General features: G+C 66.9%; 16 protein-coding genes. 7 read left to right on the top strand and 9 right to left on the bottom strand.

Annotation, left to right across the window (positions count from 1 at the left end):
* Window positions 1–891 precede the first annotated feature (891 nt).
* The 6 genes from DMB37_RS20880 to DMB37_RS20905 all read left to right on the top strand — a co-directional run bounded on the left by DMB37_RS20880 (window position 892) and on the right by DMB37_RS20905 (window position 9,640).
* A complete protein-coding gene (locus DMB37_RS20880) occupies window positions 892–4,788 on the top strand; it encodes a murein biosynthesis integral membrane protein MurJ (protein WP_135237719.1) in 3,897 nt (1,298 codons plus the stop codon).
* A gap of 279 nt (window positions 4,789–5,067) precedes the next feature.
* Complete coding sequence (gene sigM, locus DMB37_RS20885; RefSeq protein ID WP_240771593.1) at window positions 5,068–5,742, top strand: RNA polymerase sigma factor SigM; 675 nt, start codon at window positions 5,068–5,070, stop codon at window positions 5,740–5,742.
* Between the two features lie 103 nt (window positions 5,743–5,845).
* Window positions 5,846–6,655: a hypothetical protein gene (locus DMB37_RS20890; RefSeq protein ID WP_135234155.1), complete on the top strand. Its 810-nt coding sequence runs from the start codon at window positions 5,846–5,848 to the stop codon at window positions 6,653–6,655.
* A 152-nt stretch (window positions 6,656–6,807) separates the two neighbouring features.
* Window positions 6,808–7,794 (top strand): thioredoxin-disulfide reductase, encoded by a 987-nt coding sequence (gene trxB / locus DMB37_RS20895; RefSeq protein ID WP_135234156.1) that lies wholly within the window; start codon window positions 6,808–6,810, stop codon window positions 7,792–7,794.
* A gap of 110 nt (window positions 7,795–7,904) precedes the next feature.
* Window positions 7,905–8,258 carry a thioredoxin gene (gene trxA, locus DMB37_RS20900; RefSeq protein WP_135234157.1) on the top strand — a complete coding sequence of 118 codons (354 nt, stop codon included), beginning with the start codon at window positions 7,905–7,907 and terminating at the stop codon, window positions 8,256–8,258.
* Between the two features lie 188 nt (window positions 8,259–8,446).
* Window positions 8,447–9,640, top strand: coding sequence for an N-acetylmuramoyl-L-alanine amidase (locus DMB37_RS20905; RefSeq protein WP_107653490.1), 1,194 nt, complete (start codon window positions 8,447–8,449; stop codon window positions 9,638–9,640).
* Between the two features lie 69 nt (window positions 9,641–9,709).
* Here the strand turns inward: DMB37_RS20905 and DMB37_RS20910 are convergent, their stop codons facing one another.
* From DMB37_RS20910 to rpmH, 9 genes are all read right to left on the bottom strand, one after another.
* Window positions 9,710–10,444 (bottom strand): GNAT family N-acetyltransferase, encoded by a 735-nt coding sequence (locus DMB37_RS20910; protein WP_135237720.1) that lies wholly within the window; start codon window positions 10,442–10,444, stop codon window positions 9,710–9,712.
* Between the two features lie 319 nt (window positions 10,445–10,763).
* Window positions 10,764–11,783 carry a ParB/RepB/Spo0J family partition protein gene (locus tag DMB37_RS20915; RefSeq protein ID WP_135234158.1) on the bottom strand — a complete coding sequence of 340 codons (1,020 nt, stop codon included), beginning with the start codon at window positions 11,781–11,783 and terminating at the stop codon, window positions 10,764–10,766.
* 70 nt (window positions 11,784–11,853) lie between these two features.
* A complete protein-coding gene (locus tag DMB37_RS20920; RefSeq protein WP_228540497.1) occupies window positions 11,854–12,810 on the bottom strand; it encodes a ParA family protein in 957 nt (318 codons plus the stop codon).
* Window positions 12,811–14,978: 2,168 nt separating this feature from the next.
* Entirely contained in the window at window positions 14,979–15,767 is a 789-nt protein-coding gene (rsmG, locus tag DMB37_RS20925; protein ID WP_135234159.1) for a 16S rRNA (guanine(527)-N(7))-methyltransferase RsmG, read from the bottom strand.
* A gap of 146 nt (window positions 15,768–15,913) precedes the next feature.
* Window positions 15,914–16,420 carry a protein jag gene (locus DMB37_RS20930; protein WP_370465417.1) on the bottom strand — a complete coding sequence of 169 codons (507 nt, stop codon included), beginning with the start codon at window positions 16,418–16,420 and terminating at the stop codon, window positions 15,914–15,916.
* Between the two features lie 150 nt (window positions 16,421–16,570).
* Window positions 16,571–17,656: a membrane protein insertase YidC gene (gene yidC / locus DMB37_RS20935; RefSeq protein ID WP_135234160.1), complete on the bottom strand. Its 1,086-nt coding sequence runs from the start codon at window positions 17,654–17,656 to the stop codon at window positions 16,571–16,573.
* Between the two features lie 4 nt (window positions 17,657–17,660).
* A complete protein-coding gene (gene yidD, locus DMB37_RS20940) occupies window positions 17,661–18,059 on the bottom strand; it encodes a membrane protein insertion efficiency factor YidD (RefSeq protein WP_135234161.1) in 399 nt (132 codons plus the stop codon).
* Window positions 18,056–18,472 (bottom strand): ribonuclease P protein component, encoded by a 417-nt coding sequence (gene rnpA, locus DMB37_RS20945; protein ID WP_135234162.1) that lies wholly within the window; start codon window positions 18,470–18,472, stop codon window positions 18,056–18,058. The genes yidD and rnpA overlap by 4 nt, the downstream gene beginning before the upstream one ends.
* Before the next feature lie 21 nt (window positions 18,473–18,493).
* Window positions 18,494–18,637 carry a 50S ribosomal protein L34 gene (gene rpmH / locus DMB37_RS20950; RefSeq protein ID WP_005516618.1) on the bottom strand — a complete coding sequence of 48 codons (144 nt, stop codon included), beginning with the start codon at window positions 18,635–18,637 and terminating at the stop codon, window positions 18,494–18,496.
* A 664-nt stretch (window positions 18,638–19,301) separates the two neighbouring features.
* Here rpmH and dnaA point away from each other — a divergent pair.
* Complete coding sequence (dnaA, locus tag DMB37_RS20955) at window positions 19,302–21,362, top strand: chromosomal replication initiator protein DnaA (protein WP_135234163.1); 2,061 nt, start codon at window positions 19,302–19,304, stop codon at window positions 21,360–21,362.
* Window positions 21,363–22,232: the final 870 nt, after the last annotated feature.

Here is a 22,232-nt window from a genome sequence, read left to right on the forward strand (position 1 = left end):
TTGGACGTCCGCCAAACCACAGTGGCAGAGTGGAGGACAATCGCGGAAAGCTCGCACCGGCGCAGGGGTGGTGCGAGTGATGGGCATTACCAGGAGGAACGGTGAGCGATTCAGCGTGGACGCCGCTCGCCGAGCCGACCGGGATGCACCGTCGCGCCGGGCGCAGGAGGCATGATGAGCGACGATGACTCATCGGCGCATCGGCCCGGCTCCGATCGGCGCGACGGCCCACCGGCCCGTCGGGCGCCCGTTGCCCCGTGGGAACGGCTACCGCCACAGGCGGAGGCCGAGGACCCGGACATGAACGCCGGGCCGTACGAGCCACCGCCCCGCGTCCCGAAGATCAGCAGGCCGTCTGGGCCGCCGCAGCCGTGGCAGGGCCAGCGCATGCCGCCGGGACCGCCGCAACGTCCACCGGCGCCGCCCCAACGTCCGGCGCCCGCACCGGCGCCGGCCCAACGGCCCGCCCCCGCTCCGCACCCCGGGCAGCGGCAATACCCGGCGCCGCCCCAGCAGCCTCGTCCGATTCCGCCCGGTCAGCGTCCTGGACCGCCGCCCGGTCAGTCCGGCGCGATACCCGCGAGCCCCCCGCGACCCGGCCAATCCGGCGCGATCCCGGCCAGCCCTCCGCGCCCGGCCGCGAGGCCCGCCCCCGGCCAATCCGGCGCGATTCCCGCCAGCGATCCACGCCCAGCACGGCCTGCACCCGGACAGCCCGGCGCAAGTCCCGGCAACGACGCACGCCCGGTGCGACCCGCCACCGGTCAGCCCGGCGCGATCCCGGTCGGTGACCCGCGACCCGCACCCGGTCAATCCGGACCGATCCCGACCGGCACACCGCGACCCGGGCAGCCCGGCCCGAAACCCGCGGGTCCGCCGCAGTCCAGCCGGATGCCACCGCCGCGTTACGCCCCGCCGCAAGCACGGCCGGAGCCGTACCCGCCGCCGCGCCGCAGGCCACCCGCGCCCGCGGTCGTCGAGCCAGAAGCGGGCAACCGGCCACGGACCAAGGAGTGGCCCGCCGCCACCAAGGCTGCGGAGCAGAAGCCGAACTCGAGTGCCCGACTGCTCAGCGACTCCGGCTCGATAGCGTTCGCAACCCTGATCAGCCGAGTGACCGGTTTCGGTAAGCAGCTGCTGCTGCTCACCGTGCTCGGCCCGGCCATCGCCAGCGCGTTCACCGTGGCCAGCCAGATCCCGAACATGATCGCCGAACTCGTGCTCGGCGCGGTGCTCACCGCGATCGTGGTGCCGACGCTGGTGCGCGCGGAACAGGAGGACCCCGACAACGGGGCGGCCTTCGTCCGGCGACTCGTCACGGCCGCGTTCGTGGTGCTCGCCACCGCGGCGCTGCTGGCCACCGCGGCCGCACCGCTGCTGACCACATACGTGTTCCTGTCCGACGACGGCAAGGTCAACACCGGGCTCACCACGGCACTGGCGTTCCTGCTGTTGCCCGCGATCCTGTTCTACGGCATGTCCGCCTTGCTGACGGCCATCCTGAATACCCGCCAGCAGTTCAAACCCGGCGCGTGGGCGCCGGTGCTCAACAACCTGGTCGTGCTCACGGTGCTCGGGCTCTATGTGCTGATGCCGGGCGAGATCAGCCTGAACCCGGTGCGGATGGGCGAGCCGAAACTGCTGGTCCTCGGCGTCGGCGTCACGCTGGGCGTGGTGGTGCAGGCGATCAGCCTGGTGCCCGCGATCCGCCGTGAACACATCGATCTGCGGCCGCTCTGGGGTGTCGACGACCGGCTCAAGCAGTTCGGCGGGATGGGCGCGGCCATCATCCTGTACGTCCTGATCAGTCAGGCCGGCTTCGTCTTCGCCACCCGTATCTCCTCGCACGCCGACGCGGCGGGCCCGGCGATCTACAACAACGCGTGGCTGCTGCTGCAATTGCCCTACGGCGTCCTCGGCGTCACCGTGCTCACCGCGATCATGCCGCGGTTGAGCCGTAACGCCGCCGCCGACGACACCCCCGCGGTGGTGGACGACCTGTCCGCCGCGACCCGGTTGACCATGATCGCCCTGCTGCCGGTGGTCACCTTCCTGACGCTGGCCGGCCCACAGGTCGGGCAGGCGCTCTACGGATACGGCAACTTCGGCAGCGACGACGCCTCGCGCCTCGGCCTCGCGGTCAGCTGGTCGGCGTTCTCGCTGATCCCCTACGCGCTGGTGCTGATTCATCTGCGGGTGTTCTACGCCAGGGAGCAGGCGTGGATCCCGACCTGGATCATCCTCGGCATCACCGCCGCCAAGATCGTCTTCTCGGCGATCGCCCCGATGATCACCGATGCCGAGCACGTGGTGATCGCGCTCGGCGTCGCGAACGGTCTCGGATTCGCGGTCGGCGCCGTGGTCGGCGGCTATCTGCTGCACCGCAGTCTCGGCGACCTGCGCATGTCGAACGTCAGCCGGACCATTACCCGGGTGCTTTTCGCGTCGGTGGCCGGTGGCGCCGTCATGTGGATCGTGGACCGGGTGCTCGGCCTGGACCGCCTGACCGCGTCCTTCGGCGGACCGGGATCGCTCATTCGGGTGGCCATCACGGCGGTCGTCATGTTCGCGGTCGCCTTCGGCCTGATGCGCCTGGCCGGGGTGCCGGAGATCGTCGCGATCACCGTCGCGATCTCGCGCCGCCTCGGCTGGACGCCGCCCGCGCCGGATCTCGATCTCGACGGCCCGGTCGACGATCAGTACGCAACTCAGGTATTGCGCAGGCCAGATCCATATTTGGCCTACCCTGGGTACGACCCGTACATGGATGCTCAGACCATGGTCTTGCCCGTGATCCGAGCCGATGCCGTTGACATCACCGGCATGGGCGAGTTCCCGTACCCTGTTCGGCAGAGAAGCACAAGTGGCGAAATCGCCGGAACCTCGACATACCAGGGCGAAGGAGGACCGAGGGTGAGCGACGACGCGGTGGGCGGCGTCCCAGCCGCTGATTCTTCTGCGACCACGGCAGGCGGGCTTTCGACGGACGCTCCGCCACCCGGGGGAGAGCCGTCGGATCCCGCGTACGCGAACCGCGAGATCGGCACCGGCCCGCCCGATTACGACGCTCGGGATCACGACGGGACTGCACCGGACTACGACGGACAAGGGCCCGACGCGGCCCCGCAGGGACACGACGCGGAACCACGCGATCGCCAGGGCCAGATCCCGGCGCGCGATCCGATGTACGACACCGGGATGATCCCGATCGGCTCGCCGGAGATGCCGCCGCTCGGTGGCGGTGCCCGGCGTACGCCGCGCGGACCGAAGCTGATTCCCGGCGCGTCGGTGGCCGGCGGCCGATACCGCCTGCTCGCCGGGCATGGCGGGGCACGCGGCCTCAAGTTCTGGCAGGCGCTCGACATCAAGCTCGACCGCGAGGTCGCGCTGACCTTCGTCGACGCCGATCAGAAGGCCAGCGAGAACTCCGGCCACGACGGCCCGCAGGCCATTCTGTCCCGCACGCTGCGGCTCGGGCGGATCAACTCACCCGGCCTGGCCCGGGTGCTCGACGTGGTGCGCGGTAGTTCCGGCGGCATCGTGGTGGCCGAGTGGACCCCGGGTCGCTCGCTGCGCGAGATGGCCGAAACGGTGCCCTCACCGATCGGTGCCGCCCGCGCGATCCGTGCGTTGGCGTCGGCCGCCGAACTGGCCCACCGCGGCGGTGGCTCGCTGTCCATCGACCACCCGGACCGGGTGCGGATCAGCGCGACCGGCGACGCGGTGCTCGCCTTCCCCGGCACCCTGGCCGACTCGGACGCGCAGTCCGATGTGCGCGGCCTCGGCGCCATGCTCTACGCGCTGATCACCGCCCGCTGGCCGATCCGCTCCGGCGGCGTCACCGGCACCGCCGCAACTGTCGGAGGGTTGCGGCTCGCCGACTTCGGCCCGGACGGCACGCCGGTGGAACCACGCCAGATAAGACCCGAGGTGCCCTTCGAGATCTCGGCGGTCGCGGTGCGGTCGCTGGAGTCGAACAAGGGCGTACGCACCGCCGCGACCGTGCAGCACGTGCTCGAGCAGGCGTCGGTGGTGGATCAGAAGACCGATTTCATCCCGGTGCTCCGGCTCGGCCAGCGGGCGACGCCTGCCGCGCCCGACGAGTCGCTCGCCGACCCGGATCTGCTCGCGGCCGAACGCGAGAGATCCCAGCGGATGATGTGGATCATGGTCGGCCTCGGCATCCTGGCCGCGCTGGTGGTCGGCATCGTGATCTGGTGGATGGTCAGCGTGTTCGCACCGGGCGCCTCCGACGCACCGCTCAACGAGCAACGCAATATCGGCCTCACCACCGACAGCGCGCCACCGACGACCCCGGCGGCCGCCGGACCGACCACCGCCTCGGGCGGGGTGCCGGTGCCGATCACCGCCGAGTCGGTGTTCTCCCCGGAGGGCACCCCGGACGGGGTCGGCAATGTCAACGCGGTGCTCGATCAGAATCCAGCCACCCTGTGGCGCACGGATCAGTACTTCCAGCAGTTCCCCGCCCTCAAGAAAGGGGTCGGGCTGCTATCGACGCTGCCGAGCCCGGCGAAGTTGACGAACGTCTCGATCAACTCGCCGAGCCCGGGCACCACCGTCGAGATCCGGACCTCGCCCACCGCGCAGCCGACGCTGGATCAGACACAGCTGATCGGCACGGCCAAGCTGGGCGACGGCATCACCGACATACCGGTACGCGCCGATCAAGCCGCTCGCTATGTGCTCATCTGGATCACCGGCCTGGGAAACTCCGGTGGTCAATTCCAAACTTCGATCGCCGATATACGTTTCGACGCCGCGGCTTGAGCTGTTCCGCCGCTCCGGGGCTTCAGGTGCCACGACAGTGACGCCGGCGGCTGACGGCTGGTGAAATCGACCCGGTCGGCCGATACCCGGCGAGTAACCATGTGCTCGCGAAATAAGTTGGCGCCCTGCCCTCTCCGCAGGAGGTCTGCCACCGCATCCTCGTTTAGTTGCTGACGAATCGCGACGGACGATATGATCTCCTGGCGCTCTCAGCAGGGGAGCTTCCCGGGTTCTGGTGTTTCGATCCTGGATGCTGCGAAATTTCGGCGATGGTCAGCCATGTCCGTCGCCACCGTGAGCGCTGTCCAAGGGGTTGGCATTTTGTCGTCGGAACTGAACGAGGACTACCGCGGGGGGACATCGCGGTCGGTCGCGTACCGCGAAAGTTCGTTCGTGGGCGCCGACTACACCGATGTCGAGCTACTGCAGGCGCATGTGGGCGGCCAGCGGCACGCCTTCGCCGAGCTGCTACGCAGGCACAACGATCATCTGTGGCAGACCGCGCTGCGCACCTCCTATACGCGCGAGGACGCGGCGGATTCGCTGCAGGACGCCCTGCTCTCGGCCCACCGCACCGCCGCTTCGTTCCGCGCCGAGGCGGAGGTACGCAGCTGGCTGCACGCGATCGTGGTGAACGCCTGTCTGGACCGGATCCGGCGCAACAAGATCCGCAAGGCCGTCTCCCTCGACCCGGAGACGATGCCCGAGCCCCGCGACGACCGGGACGCGGTGGCCGAGATGGAGATGTCACTGGTGGTCGACCAGGCGCTGTTCTCGCTGCCGCCGGACCAGCGCACCGCTCTCGTTGCCATCGATCTCGAGGGGTATAGCGTGGCGGAAGCCGCCGCTATGCTCGGTGTTCCGGAGGGGACGATCAAGAGTCGCTGCGCCCGCGGTCGGCAACGTCTCCAAGAACGACTGGAATTTCTGCGCGATCCGGGGAACCGGAAGTAGTTGAGCTGCGTCATTAATAGTGACGAACCCGTAGACGATGTCCATGTAGTTCCCCACCCTCGAGGGGACCCCCGCGATGTCAGATGAGAATACTGGAGGTGCGATGGCAACCCGGTCCGTGCCGCAGCCTCCGTTCTCGGCCGAGCTGCTCGCCGACCTGCACGCCGACAATGTGACACCCGAGTTGCGCGAGCAGCTGTGGCCCGTCGTCCGGCAGGACGGGGCGGCGTTGCGTTTCGTGCACGCGCTCGATGAGGTCAGCGCCGAGTTGCGCGCCCTCGGGCGCAGCGACCGCATCATCCACCGCATGCCCGACGACCTCGCCGCCGAGCTGGAACAGTTCGTAGACGGTTTCGATCTGCACGAGGAGCCCACCGAAAAGGGCGCGACCATCTATCGGCTGCCGGTCTCGGCACCACCGGAAAGCGCGGCACCGCCCGAAAACACCGCAGCCCCTGTGGTTTCCACTCCACCTACCGCACCGATCTCGCTAGACGACCGCCGTCGGAGCAGGCTGCGCTGGCTCACCGCCGCGGCCGCCGCGGTAGCGGTGGTCGCCTGCGCCTCGATCGCGCTCACCGCGGTGCGCGGCAACGACGCCCCGCCCATCGCCCAGCCGACCTCGGACGTCGCCCACCTCGGCGAGGATCTCAGCGCGCCGGCGATGCTCAGCGCGCTCGGCCGCAACGACGCCACCGGCCTGCTCGGCAGCGCGGCCGCCAGGGAGCGCTGCATGCGCGCCAACGGGCTGGACCGCACCATTCTCGGCTCGAACAACATGCGCTTTCACGGCAAAGACGCGGTGCTCATCCTGCTCACCGGGCCGCGTACCCCCAAAATCACCGCGCTGGTCGTCGGAACCGGTTGCACCACAGGCGATCCCCAGCAGTTCACCGTGCAAGACATCGGTTGAGTGACGCACCCGACAATCGAGGCCCCGGGTGGCTCAGCACTCCCGAAACGGCACTGAGCCGAACCTCACGTGGCAGCCGACCGGTCCAGGAACAATAGCCATTACCCTGTTGTTGACCGAGACGTCCATTGATTTCTCCCCGGAAGGGCCTCATGAGTGCGCCAGTTCGCGACCTGATCATCGTCGGCTCCGGACCGGCCGGCTACACGGCCGCCGTGTACGCGGCCCGGGCCGAGCTCCAGCCGCTGGTCTTCGAAGGCACCCAATTCGGTGGTGCGCTGATGACGACCACCGAAGTAGAGAACTTCCCCGGCTTCCGCGCGGGCATCATGGGCCCGGACCTGATGGAAGAGATGCGCGAGCAGGCCAAGCGCTTCGGTGCCGACATCCGCACCGAGGACGTGGACGCGCTCGACCTCAGCGGCCCGATCAAGACCGTCACCGTCGGCGACGAGACCTACCAGGCCTACGCGGTGATCCTCGCCATGGGTTCGGCCGCCCGCTACCTCAACGTGCCCGGTGAGCAGCGGCTGCTCGGCCGCGGCGTGAGCGCCTGCGCCACCTGCGACGGCTTCTTCTTCAAGAACCAGGACATCGTCGTGGTCGGTGGCGGCGACTCCGCGATGGAGGAGGCCACCTTCCTCACCAAGTTCGCCAGCAGCGTGACCATCGTGCACCGCCGCGAGGAGTTCCGGGCCTCGCGCATCATGCTGGAGCGAGCCAAGGCCAACGAGAAGATCAAGTTCGTGCTCAACGCCGAGGTCGCCGAGGTCAAGGGCGACAGCAGCGTGACGAGCCTGGTGCTGCGCGACACCCGCACGGGGGAGACCTCGGAGCTGGCCGCGACCGGCCTGTTCGTCGCGATCGGCCACGATCCGCGCAGCGAACTGGTCCGCGACCAGGTGGAACTGGACGACGAAGGCTACGTCCAGGTTGTGCACCCGTCGACCGCGACGAAGGTGCCCGGCGTGTTCGCCGCGGGCGACCTGGTCGACCACACCTACCGTCAGGCGATCACCGCGGCGGGCACCGGCTGTCGCGCGGCCATCGACGCCGAGCGCTGGCTCGCCGAGCAGGGCGACATCAGCTCCAACACCCTGGACCACGCCGGCCAGAACGTCGCCGTACCCGCCAACTGACCCCTCTGGTAGCCCCGTCGCCCGGCAACGGAGCGTCGGGGCCCTAGGGCGGTAGCTTCCGTGGCCACGAACCCCCACGGGTGCACCGCGATTCAGCAAGGAGAAACCCCATGTCCGATAGTGCCAAGACCAGCGTTGGTGACAAGAAGACCATCACCGTCACCGACGCCTCGTTCGCCGACGACGTGCTGCTCAGCGAGAAGCCCGTTCTCGTCGATTTCTGGGCCACCTGGTGCGGGCCGTGCAAGATGATCGCCCCGGTGCTCGAGGAGATCGCGGGCACGCACGCGGACAAGCTCACCATCGCGAAATTGGACGTCGACGCCAACCCCGGCACCGCCCGCGATTACAAGATCCTCTCACTGCCCACTATGATGCTGTTCCGCGGCGGTAAGCCGGTGAAGCAGATCGTCGGAGCGAAGGGCAAAGCCGCCCTTTTGCGCGAACTCGACGGCGAAATCTGACACCTGTCGCGGTAATGCCATAGGCGCCAAAGGACGTCGAGATCGATCGACGCGCCGTAGGATGCCTGGACCCGGGAATGCCGAATTCCCGTCCGGGTCTGAGACAATCGACCGACGCCGGTCGTGCGAAGGTGTATCCCATCGCATGAGTGGGTACCCGGATTGACGGAAGGAAAGGGCTCTCACGCATGCACCGACTTCGTCACGGCGATAGCGGTCCAGCCGTAGCAGAGGTTCGGAGCACCCTGGCAAGTCTCGGGTTCTTACACGCGCACGTCGATACCGAACACGCCGACGCTCGCGAGTACTGGAAAGACACCGAGGCCTCCTTCGACCACCGTCTCGACTCGGCCGTCCGCGCGTTCCAGCAGCATCGCGGCCTGCTCGTCGACGGCGTGGTCGGCCCGGCCACCTATCGGGCGCTCAAAGAGGCGTCCTACCGGCTCGGTGCCCGCACGCTGATCTATCAGCTCTCCGCACCGCTGTACGGCGACGATGTCGCGACGTTGCAGCGCAAGCTGCAGGATCTGGGCTTCTACGTGCACCGGGTGGACGGCTACTTCGGCCCGCACACGCACGAGGGGCTGTCCTCCTTCCAGCGGGAGATCGGGCTGGCCGCCGACGGCATCTGCGGGCCGGATACGTTGCGCTCGCTCGACCTACTCGGTGCCCGCGTCACCGGCGGTAATCCGCACCGGATCGCCGAGGAAGAAGTGGTGCACCGGGCCGGTCCGCAGCTCACCGGCAAGCGGATCATCATCGATCCCGGTCTCGGCGGACCCGACAAGGGGCATCCGGTGCCCACCGAATTCGGCGACGTGTACGAGTCGGAAATCCTGTGGGACTTGGCAAGTCGGCTCGAAGGCCGGATGGCGGCCACCGGCATGGAAACCTTCCTGTCGCGATCCTGGGGCAAGAACCCGACCGACGCGGAACGCGCCGAAATCTCGAACACCTTCGATGCCGACCTGATGATCTCGCTGCGCTGCGCGACCAACCCGAGCCCGCTGGCCAACGGTGTCGCGGGCTTCTACTTCGGCAACTCGCACGGTTCGGTGTCGATGATCGGTCAGGTGCTGGCCGGCTTCATCCAGCGTGAGGTCGTCGCGCGCACCTCGCTGCAGGACTGCCGGACGCACGCCAGGACCTGGGATCTGTTGCGGCTCACCAAGATGCCGACCGTGCAGGTCGATATCGGTTATCTGACAAACGAATACGACGCCACCGTGCTCACCAATCCGCGCATGCGCGATGTGATCGCCGAGGCCATCCTGATCTCGGTCAAGCGGCTGTACCTGCTCGGGCAGGACGACCAGCCAACGGGCACATACACTTTCGCGGAACTGCTGGCGGAGGAACTCGCCGCCGCCGACCGTATGTAGTCAATCGAAGCAAAGAGCCCCTGCCGATCTGATCGGCAGGGGCTCTGCTTTGTCCTCAACCGGCAGAGGTCAGCGAACGCCGACCCGAGCCGGGGGCGTCATCGCCGCAGCGGCGAGCAACTGGTCGAGCGCGCGCTCCACGTCTTCCTTCCAATAGTGATCGGAGTCGAGTTCCAGGCGCAGCCGGGGAAAACGGTGGTGCGGCGCGACCACTTTGAAGCCGACCTCCTCCAGGAAGTCCGCCTCGATCATGCAGGTCTCCGGCGAGCACTCGGTCTTCGAACCCGGTGCGTTCGCCCCGGAACCCTTGATCGGCGAGATGATTCGCTCCATCAGCGTCATCGAGCCGAAGCGCTCCGACAGCGCCTGTGAGGGCGGATCGGAACGAATCCCGAACGCCTCCAGCGCGCGCACGCCGCGGCGCACCAGATCGGCCACCACAGCCTGCATCAGCTGGTGGGCAACCTCCGCGTCCTGATACGGAAATTCGGCCTGCAGCGTGGTCAGCAGGACCGCATCCGGGCTTACCGGCGAGGTGGGGAAGAGGGTGGCCCGCGGCACGGCGCTAGGCGGCGAGTACAGCGCACACCCCGCGACATTGCCGTCGACGTTCGCCACCTGCCCGCAGGAGCCCCACTCCAGCAGCACGGTGGAGAGCCAGGCTTCCTTCTCGAAGACCGGGTCGCTGAAGCCGCGGGAGTCCTCGGCGACGGCGGGATCCATCTCCCAGAACACGCAGCGCCGGGAGTGCGCGGGGAGCTTGTCGAGCCCGCCGAGGGTTAGGGCCGTGACGCTGGTCGACACTGCTCTGCTCAGCCTCCAGCTGTCCGATTCGTCCACACTCATGTCGCCGCCTCGCTTGCGCTCGGCCTCAGTGTGCGCGAGGCACACTGACCCGCGGTTCGTTCACTCACACCGCACCACTATTTTCTTGCCAGCAAGAATAAGCGATCAAGAGAACCCGCCTCATTCCACGTCGCTGTGCTGTTGGTCAAGAACTTGTGCTGGTCCGTCCGGGGCGGGTCGTGTGCTCCGCTAACTCACGGAAGCTGCTGCGTCACAGTGACGTTTCGGCCCGGGGCTCGTACCTGTCGCCTTCACAAGTCTATTTTGGTCACTTCTGTCACAAATCGCGCTTGCTCTGTTCCATTAAGCTGACGATCCGCTCGAGGTCGTCGACCGAGCCGAACTCGACGACGATCCGGCCTTTTCGCTTGCCCATGCTCACGATGACCCGGGTGTCGAACGAACCCGACAACCGGTCGGCGACATCCTGCAAACCCGGCATGTGAATCGGCTTGCGCTGCGGGGTCGGCGGAGCGGCTGGGTCCGGAGCGGGCGCCGTCTCCTGGTTCGCGAGGATGACCGCCTCCTCGGTGCTCCGCACGGAGAGCCCCTCGGCGACAACGCGCTTGGCTAGTTCTTCCTGCGCGTCCGCTCCCGCGGTCAGCCCGAGTAGGGCACGCGCATGTCCGGCCGAGAGCACGCCCGCCGCCACCCGCCGCTGCACCGAGATCGGCAGCTTCAGCAGACGGATCATGTTGGTCACCGCAGAGCGGGAACGGCCGATGCGATCGGCGAGCACCTCATGAGTGACGCCGAACTCTTCGAGCAGCTGCTGATAGGCCGCCGCCTCTTCCAGCGGGTTGAGTTGCACCCGGTGGATGTTCTCCAGCAAGGCATCGCGCAGCATCGACTCGTCGGCGGTATCCCGGACGATCGCCGGGATCGCGGCGAGCCCCGCGACCTGCGAAGCGCGCCACCGGCGTTCGCCCATCACGAGCTGATACTTGTCGACACCCGGTTCGACCCGACGCACCACGATCGGCTGCATCAGGCCGAATTCCTTGATCGAGTGCACCAGCTCGTCCAGCGCCTCCGCCTCGAACACCTGGCGCGGCTGCTTCGGGTTGGGCTCGATCTGTTCCGGCGGAATCTCGCGGTAGGTCGCGCCGCCGGGGGAGAGGTCGTCCTCCGCCGGGTCCGGGACCCGATGCAGATAGGCCGAAGCGGGCTGCGGCCCGATCGGGTCCAGACCGATGACGCTGGCCGCTTGACTGCTGAGCCCCGGCGCCGCCGCCGGTCCCGTCGGGATCAACGCGGCAAGGCCGCGCCCTAGCCCACCCTTCTTCGCCTGACTCATCGGTCCACTGACCCCTTCCTCGTTCCGCCACCAAACCGGGTCTTGCCGACCCGGCTCTCATCCAGCCAGCTCACTCCGCGGCTTCGGCCGCGGCATGCGCCATCGCCGTTGCCCTGGCCGCCATTTCGCGTCCGGCATCGAGGTAGCTCATCGCGCCTCGGGAGCCTGGATCATAATCGAGCACCGTCATTCCGTAGCCCGGCGCCTCGGACACCTTCACGCTGCGCGGGATCACCGACCGCAGCACCACGTCACCGAAGTGCCCGCGCACCTCCTCGGCGACCTGGTCGGCCAGCTTGGTCCGGCCGTCGTACATCGTGAGGATCACGGTCGACACGTGTAGGTCGGGATTCAGGTGCGCCTGCACCAGGCCGATGTTGCGGAGCAACTGCCCGACACCCTCCAGCGCGTAGTACTCGCACTGGATCGGGATCAGCACCTCCTTGGCGGCGACCATCGCGTTGACGGTCAGCAGGCCGAGTGACGGCGGGCAGTCGATCATCACGTAATCGATGTCGTAGCCCGCGATGTTGGCCTCCTGGATGGCGGCCTTGAGTCGGCCCTCCCTGGCCACCATCGACACCAGTTCGATCTCCGCGCCGGCCAGATCGATGGTCGCCGGGATGCACAGCAACCGCTCGTTGTGCGGGCTCTGCTGGATCGCGTCCCTGACCGACACCTCGCCGATCAGAAGTTCGTAGCTGGACGGCACACCCGAGTGGTGCTCGATGCCGAGGGCGGTGCTGGCGTTGCCCTGCGGGTCCAGATCGATCACGAGGACGGTCATCCCCTGATGCGCCAGGGCGGCCGCGAGATTCACCGCGGTGGTCGTCTTACCGACGCCGCCCTTCTGATTGGCGATGGTGATGATGCGCTGCTCGTGCGGTTTCTGCACTGTCACCTTTCCTGGATGGAGAATCTGGCTGGCGCGTTGTGCTTCGGCCGCGATCGGGGTCTCGCTAGGGGAGATGTTCCCAAACGGCGTGCTTCCGAATGTCTCCGTGTCGAAATTGCTGGAGTCCAGCATTCCCGGCACGCGCGACGTAGTTTCCCGTGAAACATTCGCCGGACCGCTCGACATAGACAGCTCCTAACCCGAGAACTTCAGATCACGCTTCCGACGAGCGTCGGCGCCGTGTCATCAAACAGCTGGTGTCGGTTCGAACATGATGCTCAACCGGGTTCGCGGCGCCCGATCGACCGAGCGGAGCTCTCGTCGCGACACCAATTCCTCCGTGGCACCTACGCTCACGCCCGACGCCCACTAGCTTGCCAGCCGCGAGCGGGATAGGAAAGCTGAATCGCGGCAATGTATCCAGGACACGCCAATCTCACCCAATTCGGCCGCCGATCCCCGATGTTTCACATGAAACCCGGGATCTGCCAAGGGGGTTGCCAGTCCAATCGTCGCGGTGGAAGTCGGCACGGTGAGTGGTTTCCCGCACCGCACTGGACCACTTGTCACGTTGCCGATCTTGGTTGTGGAAGCGACCAGCTCGTCGTTTCATGTGAAACCACCTCTCGAACCATGAGGCGCCTTGCCGGACAGAGGACAGGCAGTTTCGTTTCCCGTGAAACCTCGACGGAGTTGCTTCGGCGTTCGAGCCAACTGCCGGGGACGGACGAGTCCAGATGGGGTGGGGGGTTCACAGACAATGTTGGGCGGGGCACCCAAGCAGCACGCCATCCCCGCCCAGCGATGCGTCACGTGACTCAGTGCCTGGGGAGCTCGGGGCTCCCGCCTCCCCATCGGACCCGGAACCCGAATTCCTTGTTTCATGTGAAACAACGAGCGGGCTTACCCGGGGATGGGCGCACCGCTTCCCGAGCATCACTTACTCCGTTGCCGAACCGTCTGCCGATCTGGACAGGACCGGGCCGTTGCTGCAAAGCAAAAGCGAACTAGCCGGGGGTGCGCCAAACGATTGAGCGCGGGGGTCCGACCACCCGATCTTCTCTAACGCGCTGTTCCGATCCTGATGCGCAATCCGTTTCACGTGAAACCGCCGTGCCCCGACGTGGGGTGCAGCGAAGGAAGCAGCGGACACACCTGCCCACTCTCCACACCTCAGTCGGTCGAAGACCAGCGGCACAGACCTGTCGACCGAGATCATCCGCAGATCCCTGGACGCCTCACCCAAATGGCCCCTCTCAGGCCGACGCCACACCTCAGCCCCGCCGACCCTCGACACCTCTCGTGCGGACCCCCGATCCTCCTCGGGCTAAGGATCAGCCCACGCACCTACGGACCATTGAACGCACGGGAACGAACTGCACGCCGAGAGAAATGCGCTCATTGTCCGGTCCGGTAAACCGACGAGCCGTAGCCGACCCATGTGCAAAACTCACGCACCAACGCAACTCCCAGAGAGAGGCAGTCCGGCAGATCCGCGCACCCGATTGACTCTGGCGCTGGCGCAGCGGGTCCGGGCACCACTCGGCGCTTGCTGTACACCGGTTCGGAGGACTTGGACCGTAGAGGATCCGTGAGGGCTGTCTGCTATCTCGAGGAGCTCCGCGGGTATCGCTCTGCGAGCGCCAGTGATGCTGTCTGCCGCACTCATCGGGGCCTAGCGGTCGCGCCGCATGTCTGCCCCTCAACGGACGGGGTCTTGACCCGACTGGGGTCAAGGATGCGGGCGGAGTACGGGGGACTGCCGGTGCGCTCCAGCGGGTGACCGATGTGTTGTCGGCAGGTGCGCCGATCCGCAGACAGAGGTCCGGCCCACCGTCCGCCTCCCTAGTGCGGACGGGAGTCTGCGAGCGGTGGGGCGGTGCGGTGCGGTTCGTCAGTGGACTGAACGAGCGAACTCAGCAGCGGGTTGCTCGTTCAGGTCGAACGGGACGCGCTATGAGACTGCACGAATCCGTGGGACCGGGATCCACCACTACGAGGAGTCGGGGAGATTCACCACGATGGCCGTCTTGCCGCCGCCGCTCGTCTGATCGGCGATGGTGTCAGCTCCGCTCAGGGGAGGGGCGGATGATGCACTCGCGGACCCGAGCGGCTGCGGACTAACGAACGCGCGGGCTCACCCAGCACGCGTCGTACATACCGACTCGCTCATACGCCGACAGGACTGCTCAAATAACGCGGCAGCGATCCCGTTGCGGGGAACAGCAGCTCCCCATGCTTCACGTGAAACCGGCCGAGTCTTGCGACCCGCACACGCGGATCGCAACGCCCGACCACTTCTACTTCGACTTCCGGATCCGACCCGCCGCAGGCTTGTCAGCCCGCTTCGCCGCCCTCGCCTCTCGGCGCGCGGTCGCCTTCTCGCTCCGTGGTCGATGCGCACGCTCGGCCCGGGGGAGTCGTTCGGCGCTGATGATGAGGGTGGGGGTGGAGACGAGACCGGCGCCGCATTCGACGACCATCGCGTTGCCTGCGCCGGCCCGCGTGAGCGCCTCACCGTCGCGCTCGAGTTCCTCGGCGGCACTGACACCTTTGAGGGCGAGCATCCGGCCGTGGTCGCGGAGCAGGGGTAGGGACCACTGGGCGAGCTTGCCGAGAGGGGCGACGGCGCGGGAGGTGACGACGTCGGCGCCGCCCGCTTCTTTCATGACGCCGGACTGCTCGGCTCGGCCGCGCACCACGGTGACGTCGAGTCCGGCCGCCTCGATGAACTCGCTCAGGAAGATGGTGCGGCGCAACAGCGGTTCGACCAGGGTGATGCGAAGGTCCGGGCGGGCGATGGCCAATGGGATGCCGGGGAGACCGGCGCCGCTGCCGATGTCGACCACGGAGGAACCTTCGGCGATCAGTTCGCCGATCACCGCGCAGTTGAGGATGTGGCGATCCCAGAGGCGGGGTACCTCGCGGGGGCCGATGAGCCCGCGCTCGACGCCTGCGGTCGCGAGGGCCGCGCAGTACTGGCGTGCGAGATCGAGTCGGTCGCCGAACACCGCGGCGGCCGAGGCTGGGGGTTCCAGCTCGGCAGGCAACGCGGTGGCTCCACCGAGATCTCGTTCCACGTGAAACATCCTTCCGAACTCGAATCGATCAGCGGCGACATACAGACAATCAGCTGCCGGACACGAACAAGGCCCCCGATCCGAAGACCAGAGGCCCTATCCAACCACTACCCGTCAGGGTGACGAAATGCGCCGTGCCCTAACGTGTCCGACGCTCAGGCGGGGACGACCACCACATGCCGGTTCGGCTCGACGCCCTCGCTCTCGCTGTTGACGCCGTCGATCACCGCCACCGCGTCGTGCACGATCTTGCGCTCGAACGGAGTCATCGGCGCCAGCGACTCCGGCGCACCCGACTCCAGCACCCGCTGCGCGGCGGCGGTGCCGAGCGCACTCAGGTCTTCGCGGCGCTTGGCGCGCCAACCGGCCACGTCCAGCATCAGCCTGCTGCGCACACCGGTCGCCTGCTGCACCGCCAGCCGGGTCAATTCCTGTAGCGCGTCCAGCGTTTCGCCGTTGCGGCCCACCAGCTTTGACAGATCCCGGCCACCGTCGATGCTCACGATGGCGCGGTCGCCCTCCACGTCGAGGTCGATGTCGCCGTCGAAGTCGAGCACGTCGAGCAACTGCTCCAGGTAGTCGCCCGCGATTTCGCCCTCTTCGATCAGGGCTTCCTCGGCATCGTTCACGACATCGTCGGCGTCCGTTTCCGCGTTCACCATCGTCGTCGCCACTGTGGCGTCCCCTCCGTCGGTCTCAACTGTCATTTGATTTCCTTCATCTGCTCATCACGCTCGCCGTGCGCTCGCCGCCGGACGGTGCGCGATCAAGGGGTTGCTCAGCGTGGTGGCCCGCCGGCCACCGAAATGCGATCAGCGTCGGCGTTTTTGGTTCGCTCGGCCCCGGTTGCCCGGACGCTTCTGGCCACCCGGCCTGCGCTGTCCCGCGGCCTTGCCGGTGGTCTTGCCGGTCCCGTTGGTGGAGGGCGAAGCGTCCACGGCGTCGATGGCGTCCTCGACGGCGTCGGTAGCCGTCTTCTTCCGGGTATTGACCGGCTTGGCGCCTGGCTTCGGCGCGTTCTGCGCCCGCTGCTCGATCTTGGCCTGCTTCTTGGCCTCTTCTTCCTTCTCCATCTTGCCGAAGACGAGGTGCTGCTGGCCGTAGGTCCAGATGTTGTTGGAGACCCAGTACAGGAGGATGGCGATCGGCAGGAACGGACCACCGACCATCACGCCGAGCGGGAAGACCCACAGCGCAAGCTTGTTCATCATCGCGGCCTGCGGGTTGGCCGCCGCTTCCGGCGTCTGCCGGGCGACCGAGGCGCGCGCGTTGAAGTGGGTGGCCAGACCGGCGATGATCATCAGCGGGATCGCCACGGCGGCGATGGCCACCTTGCTCGGGACGCCGCCGTCGATGGCGAAGGCCTGCAGCTCGGAGTTCGGGATGGTGATAAAGGCGGAGATCGGCGCGCCGAAGATGCGGGCGCTCAGGAAGGACTGGACGTCGGCCGCGTTGAACACGTAGTTCGGCGTGTTCGCGTTCTCGGTGATCGACAGCCCCAGCTGGCCGAAGCCATGACCGGTGCGGTTGAACGAGCGCAGAACGTGGAACAGGCCGAGGAACACCGGCACCTGCGCCAGGATCGGCAGGCAGCCCATCAGCGGGTTGAAGCCGTGATCCTTCTGCAGCTTCTGCATCTCGACCGCCATCTTCTGGCGGTCGTTCTTGTACTTCTTCTGCAGCTCCTTGATCTGGGGCTGCAGCTCCTGCATCTGCTTGGTGGTGCGCACCTGCTTCACGAACGGCTTATAGAGCAGCACTCGGAGGGTGAACACCAGGAACACGACGGCCAGCGCCCAGGCAAGGCCACTGTCTTTACCGAGGCCGGGCACTGCGGCAAAAACCCGGTGCCAGAACCACAAGATCCAGGACACCGGATAATAAATGAAGTCGAGCACGGCTCTATGCACTCCCGTCGTTCGTATCGCCGATCACCGCGCGCGGTGATCCTTTCCAAGCGTTCGGCTCCGACACCGGATCGGCCTGCAGGCTGGTTTCCTGCGGCGCCGGCTCGGTGGCTGCCACGGTCCCTGGTGCGGTGCGAACGGTGCTTCGCTTCCGCTCCGGAACGGGGTCCCACCCACCAGGGTGCCAGGGCGCGCATTTGGCCAGTCGCACGGCTGCCAATCCGAGGCCGACGAACAGCCCGCGCGTCCGCAATGCGGTGACCGCATACTCGCTACAGGTCGGGGTGAATCGGCACACCGGCATGCGGGTGGGGGAGACGTAGGTCCGATACAACTCGATCAGAAAGATCAGTGCGTTCGCCGGTAACCGGCCGATCTTCGCGGGCAGGCTCATGCCGGACCGGCTCCTGCTGAGCCGACACCGAGCTTGCGCACCGCGCCGCGCAGCTGGCGCAGCAGCTCCTCGGCGGAGGCGTCGGCCGCACCGGGCAGCGCACGGATCACGATATCGGTGTCGGCGGGCAGCTCGGGAATCATCTGGCCGCACATATGACGCAGGCGGCGGGCCACACGGTGTCGAATCACCGCGTTGCCCACCGCCTTGCTGACGATCAGCCCGAAGCGCGGCCCGCCTACGCGGACCAGCGCACCGGCTGGATCATCATGTCGTCCATCTACGTCCACGACTCCGTCATACCCGTGTGTGAGCACGTGCACGACAACATCGCGCCTCCCGATTCGCTGGCCGCGGCGCACCGTCCGGGAGAAGTCGGCACGATGATGCAACCGATACGACTCAGGCAACACCCGAGCGTCCGCGAGCGAGGATCAGGCAGTGAGTTCGGCGCGGCCCTTGCGGCGGCGCGCCGAAACGATGGCGCGACCCGCACGGGTACGCATCCGGAGACGGAAGCCGTGGACGCGCGCCCGACGACGGTTGTTCGGCTGGAACGTCCGCTTGCCCTTGGCCACGGTCAACACTCCTCGAGTCAGTGGGCATCAGTTGATGCCCGAAGCTTTTTCGGTGAAACAGGTATTCGCGATGAATCGCAGGTCTGGTCATCATCGGCGCGTCGGTCTTGGCGCACAGTCGGTCGATCACGACCCACACGCGGTCAGCACAAGACCGCCACCGCACCAAAGGGTGACTGTACGAGGGTACTGATCGGCTCGGAGCGGGTCAAACTCGCCCCACCCGGGCTGCCCCGATCGCCCGACCAGCAGGAACCTCTGCGGCCACACTCCAAGGCTGTGCATATCACTATCCGGCCCTGTGAGTATTACCGTGAGTTCGTCCACACCCCTAGCCACGCCCGACCGCATCGGCAACCTGCTTTGCCGAAGGGTTGCTACACAACTGCAGGTCAGAGCGTTATACACGGGACGCGCAGTCGTATTTCACAACTCCCCAGGGTTCTCCACATCTGTGGATAATTGTGTGGAAAGACCCCTGGAGTGGCATATTCGTAGGGCCGACGGTGCCACGCCGCGGCCCGGGATGGGGATCCGGGCAGCGTCCGGACCGGTTACGGACGTATGCGGGATCACGGTACCGATCGAGCATGGTCGTCACCACCACCTCCCCGCCTGCCCCGACCGTCTGCTCCTATCGACCTACTTCCGGGGAGGAAACTGCATGGACGACGAGCAGGACGTGTTGGCCACGGTGTGGCCCGAGGTAGTTGCCGAGCTGACCACCGGCTCATCCGACGGTGCCATTCCGCCGGTGACCCGAGCGCAGCAGGCCTGGCTGAAACTGGTCAAGCCGCTGACGGTGGCGCAGGGGTTCGCCCTGCTCTCGGTGCCTTCCTCGTTGGCTCAAGAGGCCATCGAACGCGATCTGCGCGAGCCGATCCTGCGGTCACTGGCCCGGCGCCTCGGCCCCCAGGTGGAAGGGCTCGGCGTGCGCATCGCCGCGCCGGCCGCCCAGAGCACCGAACGGCCGGGCAACAACCCCCGGCACGCCAGGATGACGAGCACGCCCGAACGTTCCAGGGACAACGGGCACCGCGACAACGGCCCCCGCGATACCGGCCACCGCGACAATGGGCCCAGGGACAACGGTCATCGGGACAACGGGCCCCGCGACAGTGGGCCGCGCGACGGACGTGGCGACAACGGCCGCGGCCAAGCCGGTTACCCCGGCGGCGAATACCAAGGCCGCGACGATTACCAGCAGCCGCGCTACGCCCAGACCAACGAGTACGCACAAACCCCCAGCTACAACAGCGGTTCCGACTACACCGACTCCGAGTACACGCCGGAGTACGCGTCCGCGGGCGAGTACGACCGGCAGGACTACGGCCACGACGACTACCCGGTCCGCGACGAATACGCCCCCCAAGCCGACCTGCAGTCCGCGCCGCGCCACGAACCCACCCCGGCGCAGCGCCGCGAACAGGGCCTGCCCCCGCGCCGCGAATCGATCCCGCCCGGCCAGGAGTCGTTGTTCACACCCGACCCAGGCCCCGCCGCCGTGCGCGGGCCGGTCCGGGCGCCCGTGCGCGAGGCACAGTCCGACGATCCCGGCCTGGCGGCCGCGCACGAATCGGTCCGCGAGTCGGAGAACCCGCGGGCCGAGCGCGACGACGAGCCCGTGGTCAACGCCCGTAATTCCTGGCCGACCTACTTCACCAAGTCGCAGGAGAGCTCGGCGCCGTCCAGTTCCTCGGCGAGCCTGAACGCGAAGTACACCTTCGAGACGTTCGTCATCGGCGCGTCCAACCGCTTCGCGCACGCCGCCGCGGTCGCCATCGCGGAGGCCCCCGCACGCGCCTACAACCCGCTGTTCGTCTGGGGCGCTTCGGGTTTGGGCAAGACGCACCTACTACACGCGGCCGGCCACTACGCCCAGCGGCTGTTTCCCGGCATGCGGGTGAAGTACGTCTCGACCGAGGAGTTCACCAACGACTTCATCAACAGCCTGCGTGACGACCGGAAGGTGGCGTTCAAGCGCCGCTACCGCGAGACCGACATCCTGCTGGTCGACGACATCCAGTTCATCGAGGGCAAGGAAGGTATCCAGGAAGAGTTCTTCCACACCTTCAACACCCTGCACAACGCCAACAAGCAGATCGTCGTCTCCTCGGACCGCCCGCCCAAACAGCTGGCCACGCTGGAAGAACGGCTGCGGACCCGGTTCGAGTGGGGTCTGATCACCGACGTGCAGCCGCCCGAGCTGGAGACCCGCATCGCCATCCTGCGCAAGAAGGCCCGGATGGACCGCCTCGACGTGCCGCACGACGTGATGGAACTGATCGCCACCAGGGTCGAACGCAATATCCGCGAACTGGAGGGCGCGCTGATCCGGGTGACCGCGTTCGCCTCGCTGAACGGGCAGCCGCTGGATCTGCCGCTGGCCGAGGTCGTGCTGCGCGACCTGATGCCCGACACGGCGGCGCTGGAGATCAACGCGGCGACGATCATGGCCGTCACCGCCGAGTACTTCAACACCACGCTCGAGGAGCTGACCGGGCCGGGCAAGGCGCGGCCGCTGGCGCAGGCCCGCCAGATCGCTATGTATCTGTGCCGCGAGCTCACCGATCTGTCCCTGCCGAAGATCGGTCAGGCATTCGGCCGCGACCACACCACGGTGATGTACGCGGAGAAGAAGATCCGCAAGGAGATGACCGAGCGTCGTCGGGTGTACGACCAGGTCCAAGAACTAACAGCCCGAATCAAACAGCGCTCGCGCTGAGCTTTACTAACAACCGAGCACCGCCCTGACCTGGGGCGGTGCTTTTTTTGGCCTGTGGATTCCTCGAGGAATCCTTGTGGAGTCCTCGAGGAATCCACCGGTTTGTGCACCGATTGGCTAACAGGTGTGGGGATGGACTGTGCGGTCTCCGCTAACAGGCCTTCATCCCCAGCATCCCCAACCCGACTTGCGCACAGGCAGTGACCAGCGCGGCGTTCGGTCACGGGGTTGGGGAATCCTCGAGGAGTCCATGTGGAGTCCTCGAGGATTCCTCGAGTTGTCCACGCATTGGTACACACGTGTGAACAACCGGGTGAATTCGGTGGAACAACTCGAGGAGCGCTCGAGGATGAATGTGGGACAACTTCGGAACTCCACAGACGCCCCTCGTTCATCCTCGAGACACTCTCTGCTCATCCCCACGGCACCACGCCCGTTGACCAGCGGATATGGCGTCAGTGCACAGATTCCACAGTGCCTACTACTACTTCAGTTCTTCTTCTAGAAGAACTCTCTTGAAAACAGGTGTGTGGAAAGTCGGTCGGAGAGGGTCACGTCTCGAGGGACTCCCGTCCCCAGGCAAGGAGCAGAGCCGGAGTGGATTCTCGATGCGTCGGTCACGCATACCCATCGATCGCACACCCATCGATCACACGGACTCGATCCATGACTCGAGGGATGGCCTCGTAGGCACACGGCGACTCACCGGATCGCTGACAACCCACCTCGCTGCTGACACGGAACCCGGGACCTCCGTCGCTCCTTGCTCGGCCCAAGACTCGCCAGCCGCCATCTAGCGGGTCGGACTAGGCCATAGCTCCAGTCGCGGGTACGGTTTGTTGTCGGTCGCCTGTGCCACACTTTTGATGG

This window comes from Nocardia sp. CS682, from assembly GCF_004634405.1.
GTDB lineage: Bacteria > Actinomycetota > Actinomycetes > Mycobacteriales > Mycobacteriaceae > Nocardia > Nocardia ninae.

Coding starts and splice junctions, on each gene's coding strand:
- DMB37_RS20880 (WP_135237719.1), top strand. CDS start 892: ATGCCACCGCCGCGTTACGCCCCGCCGCAAGCACGGCCGGAGCCGTAC.
- DMB37_RS20915 (WP_135234158.1), bottom strand. CDS start 11,783: ATGAGTCAGGCGAAGAAGGGTGGGCTAGGGCGCGGCCTTGCCGCGTTG.
- DMB37_RS20905 (WP_107653490.1), top strand. CDS start 8,447: ATGCACCGACTTCGTCACGGCGATAGCGGTCCAGCCGTAGCAGAGGTT.
- trxB (WP_135234156.1), top strand. CDS start 6,808: ATGAGTGCGCCAGTTCGCGACCTGATCATCGTCGGCTCCGGACCGGCC.
- rsmG (WP_135234159.1), bottom strand. CDS start 15,767: ATGTTTCACGTGGAACGAGATCTCGGTGGAGCCACCGCGTTGCCTGCC.
- dnaA (WP_135234163.1), top strand. CDS start 19,302: ATGGACGACGAGCAGGACGTGTTGGCCACGGTGTGGCCCGAGGTAGTT.
- DMB37_RS20930 (WP_370465417.1), bottom strand. CDS start 16,420: ATGGTGAACGCGGAAACGGACGCCGACGATGTCGTGAACGATGCCGAG.
- DMB37_RS20920 (WP_228540497.1), bottom strand. CDS start 12,810: ATGCTGGACTCCAGCAATTTCGACACGGAGACATTCGGAAGCACGCCG.
- sigM (WP_240771593.1), top strand. CDS start 5,068: ATGTCCGTCGCCACCGTGAGCGCTGTCCAAGGGGTTGGCATTTTGTCG.
- trxA (WP_135234157.1), top strand. CDS start 7,905: ATGTCCGATAGTGCCAAGACCAGCGTTGGTGACAAGAAGACCATCACC.
- DMB37_RS20890 (WP_135234155.1), top strand. CDS start 5,846: ATGGCAACCCGGTCCGTGCCGCAGCCTCCGTTCTCGGCCGAGCTGCTC.
- yidD (WP_135234161.1), bottom strand. CDS start 18,059: ATGAGCCTGCCCGCGAAGATCGGCCGGTTACCGGCGAACGCACTGATC.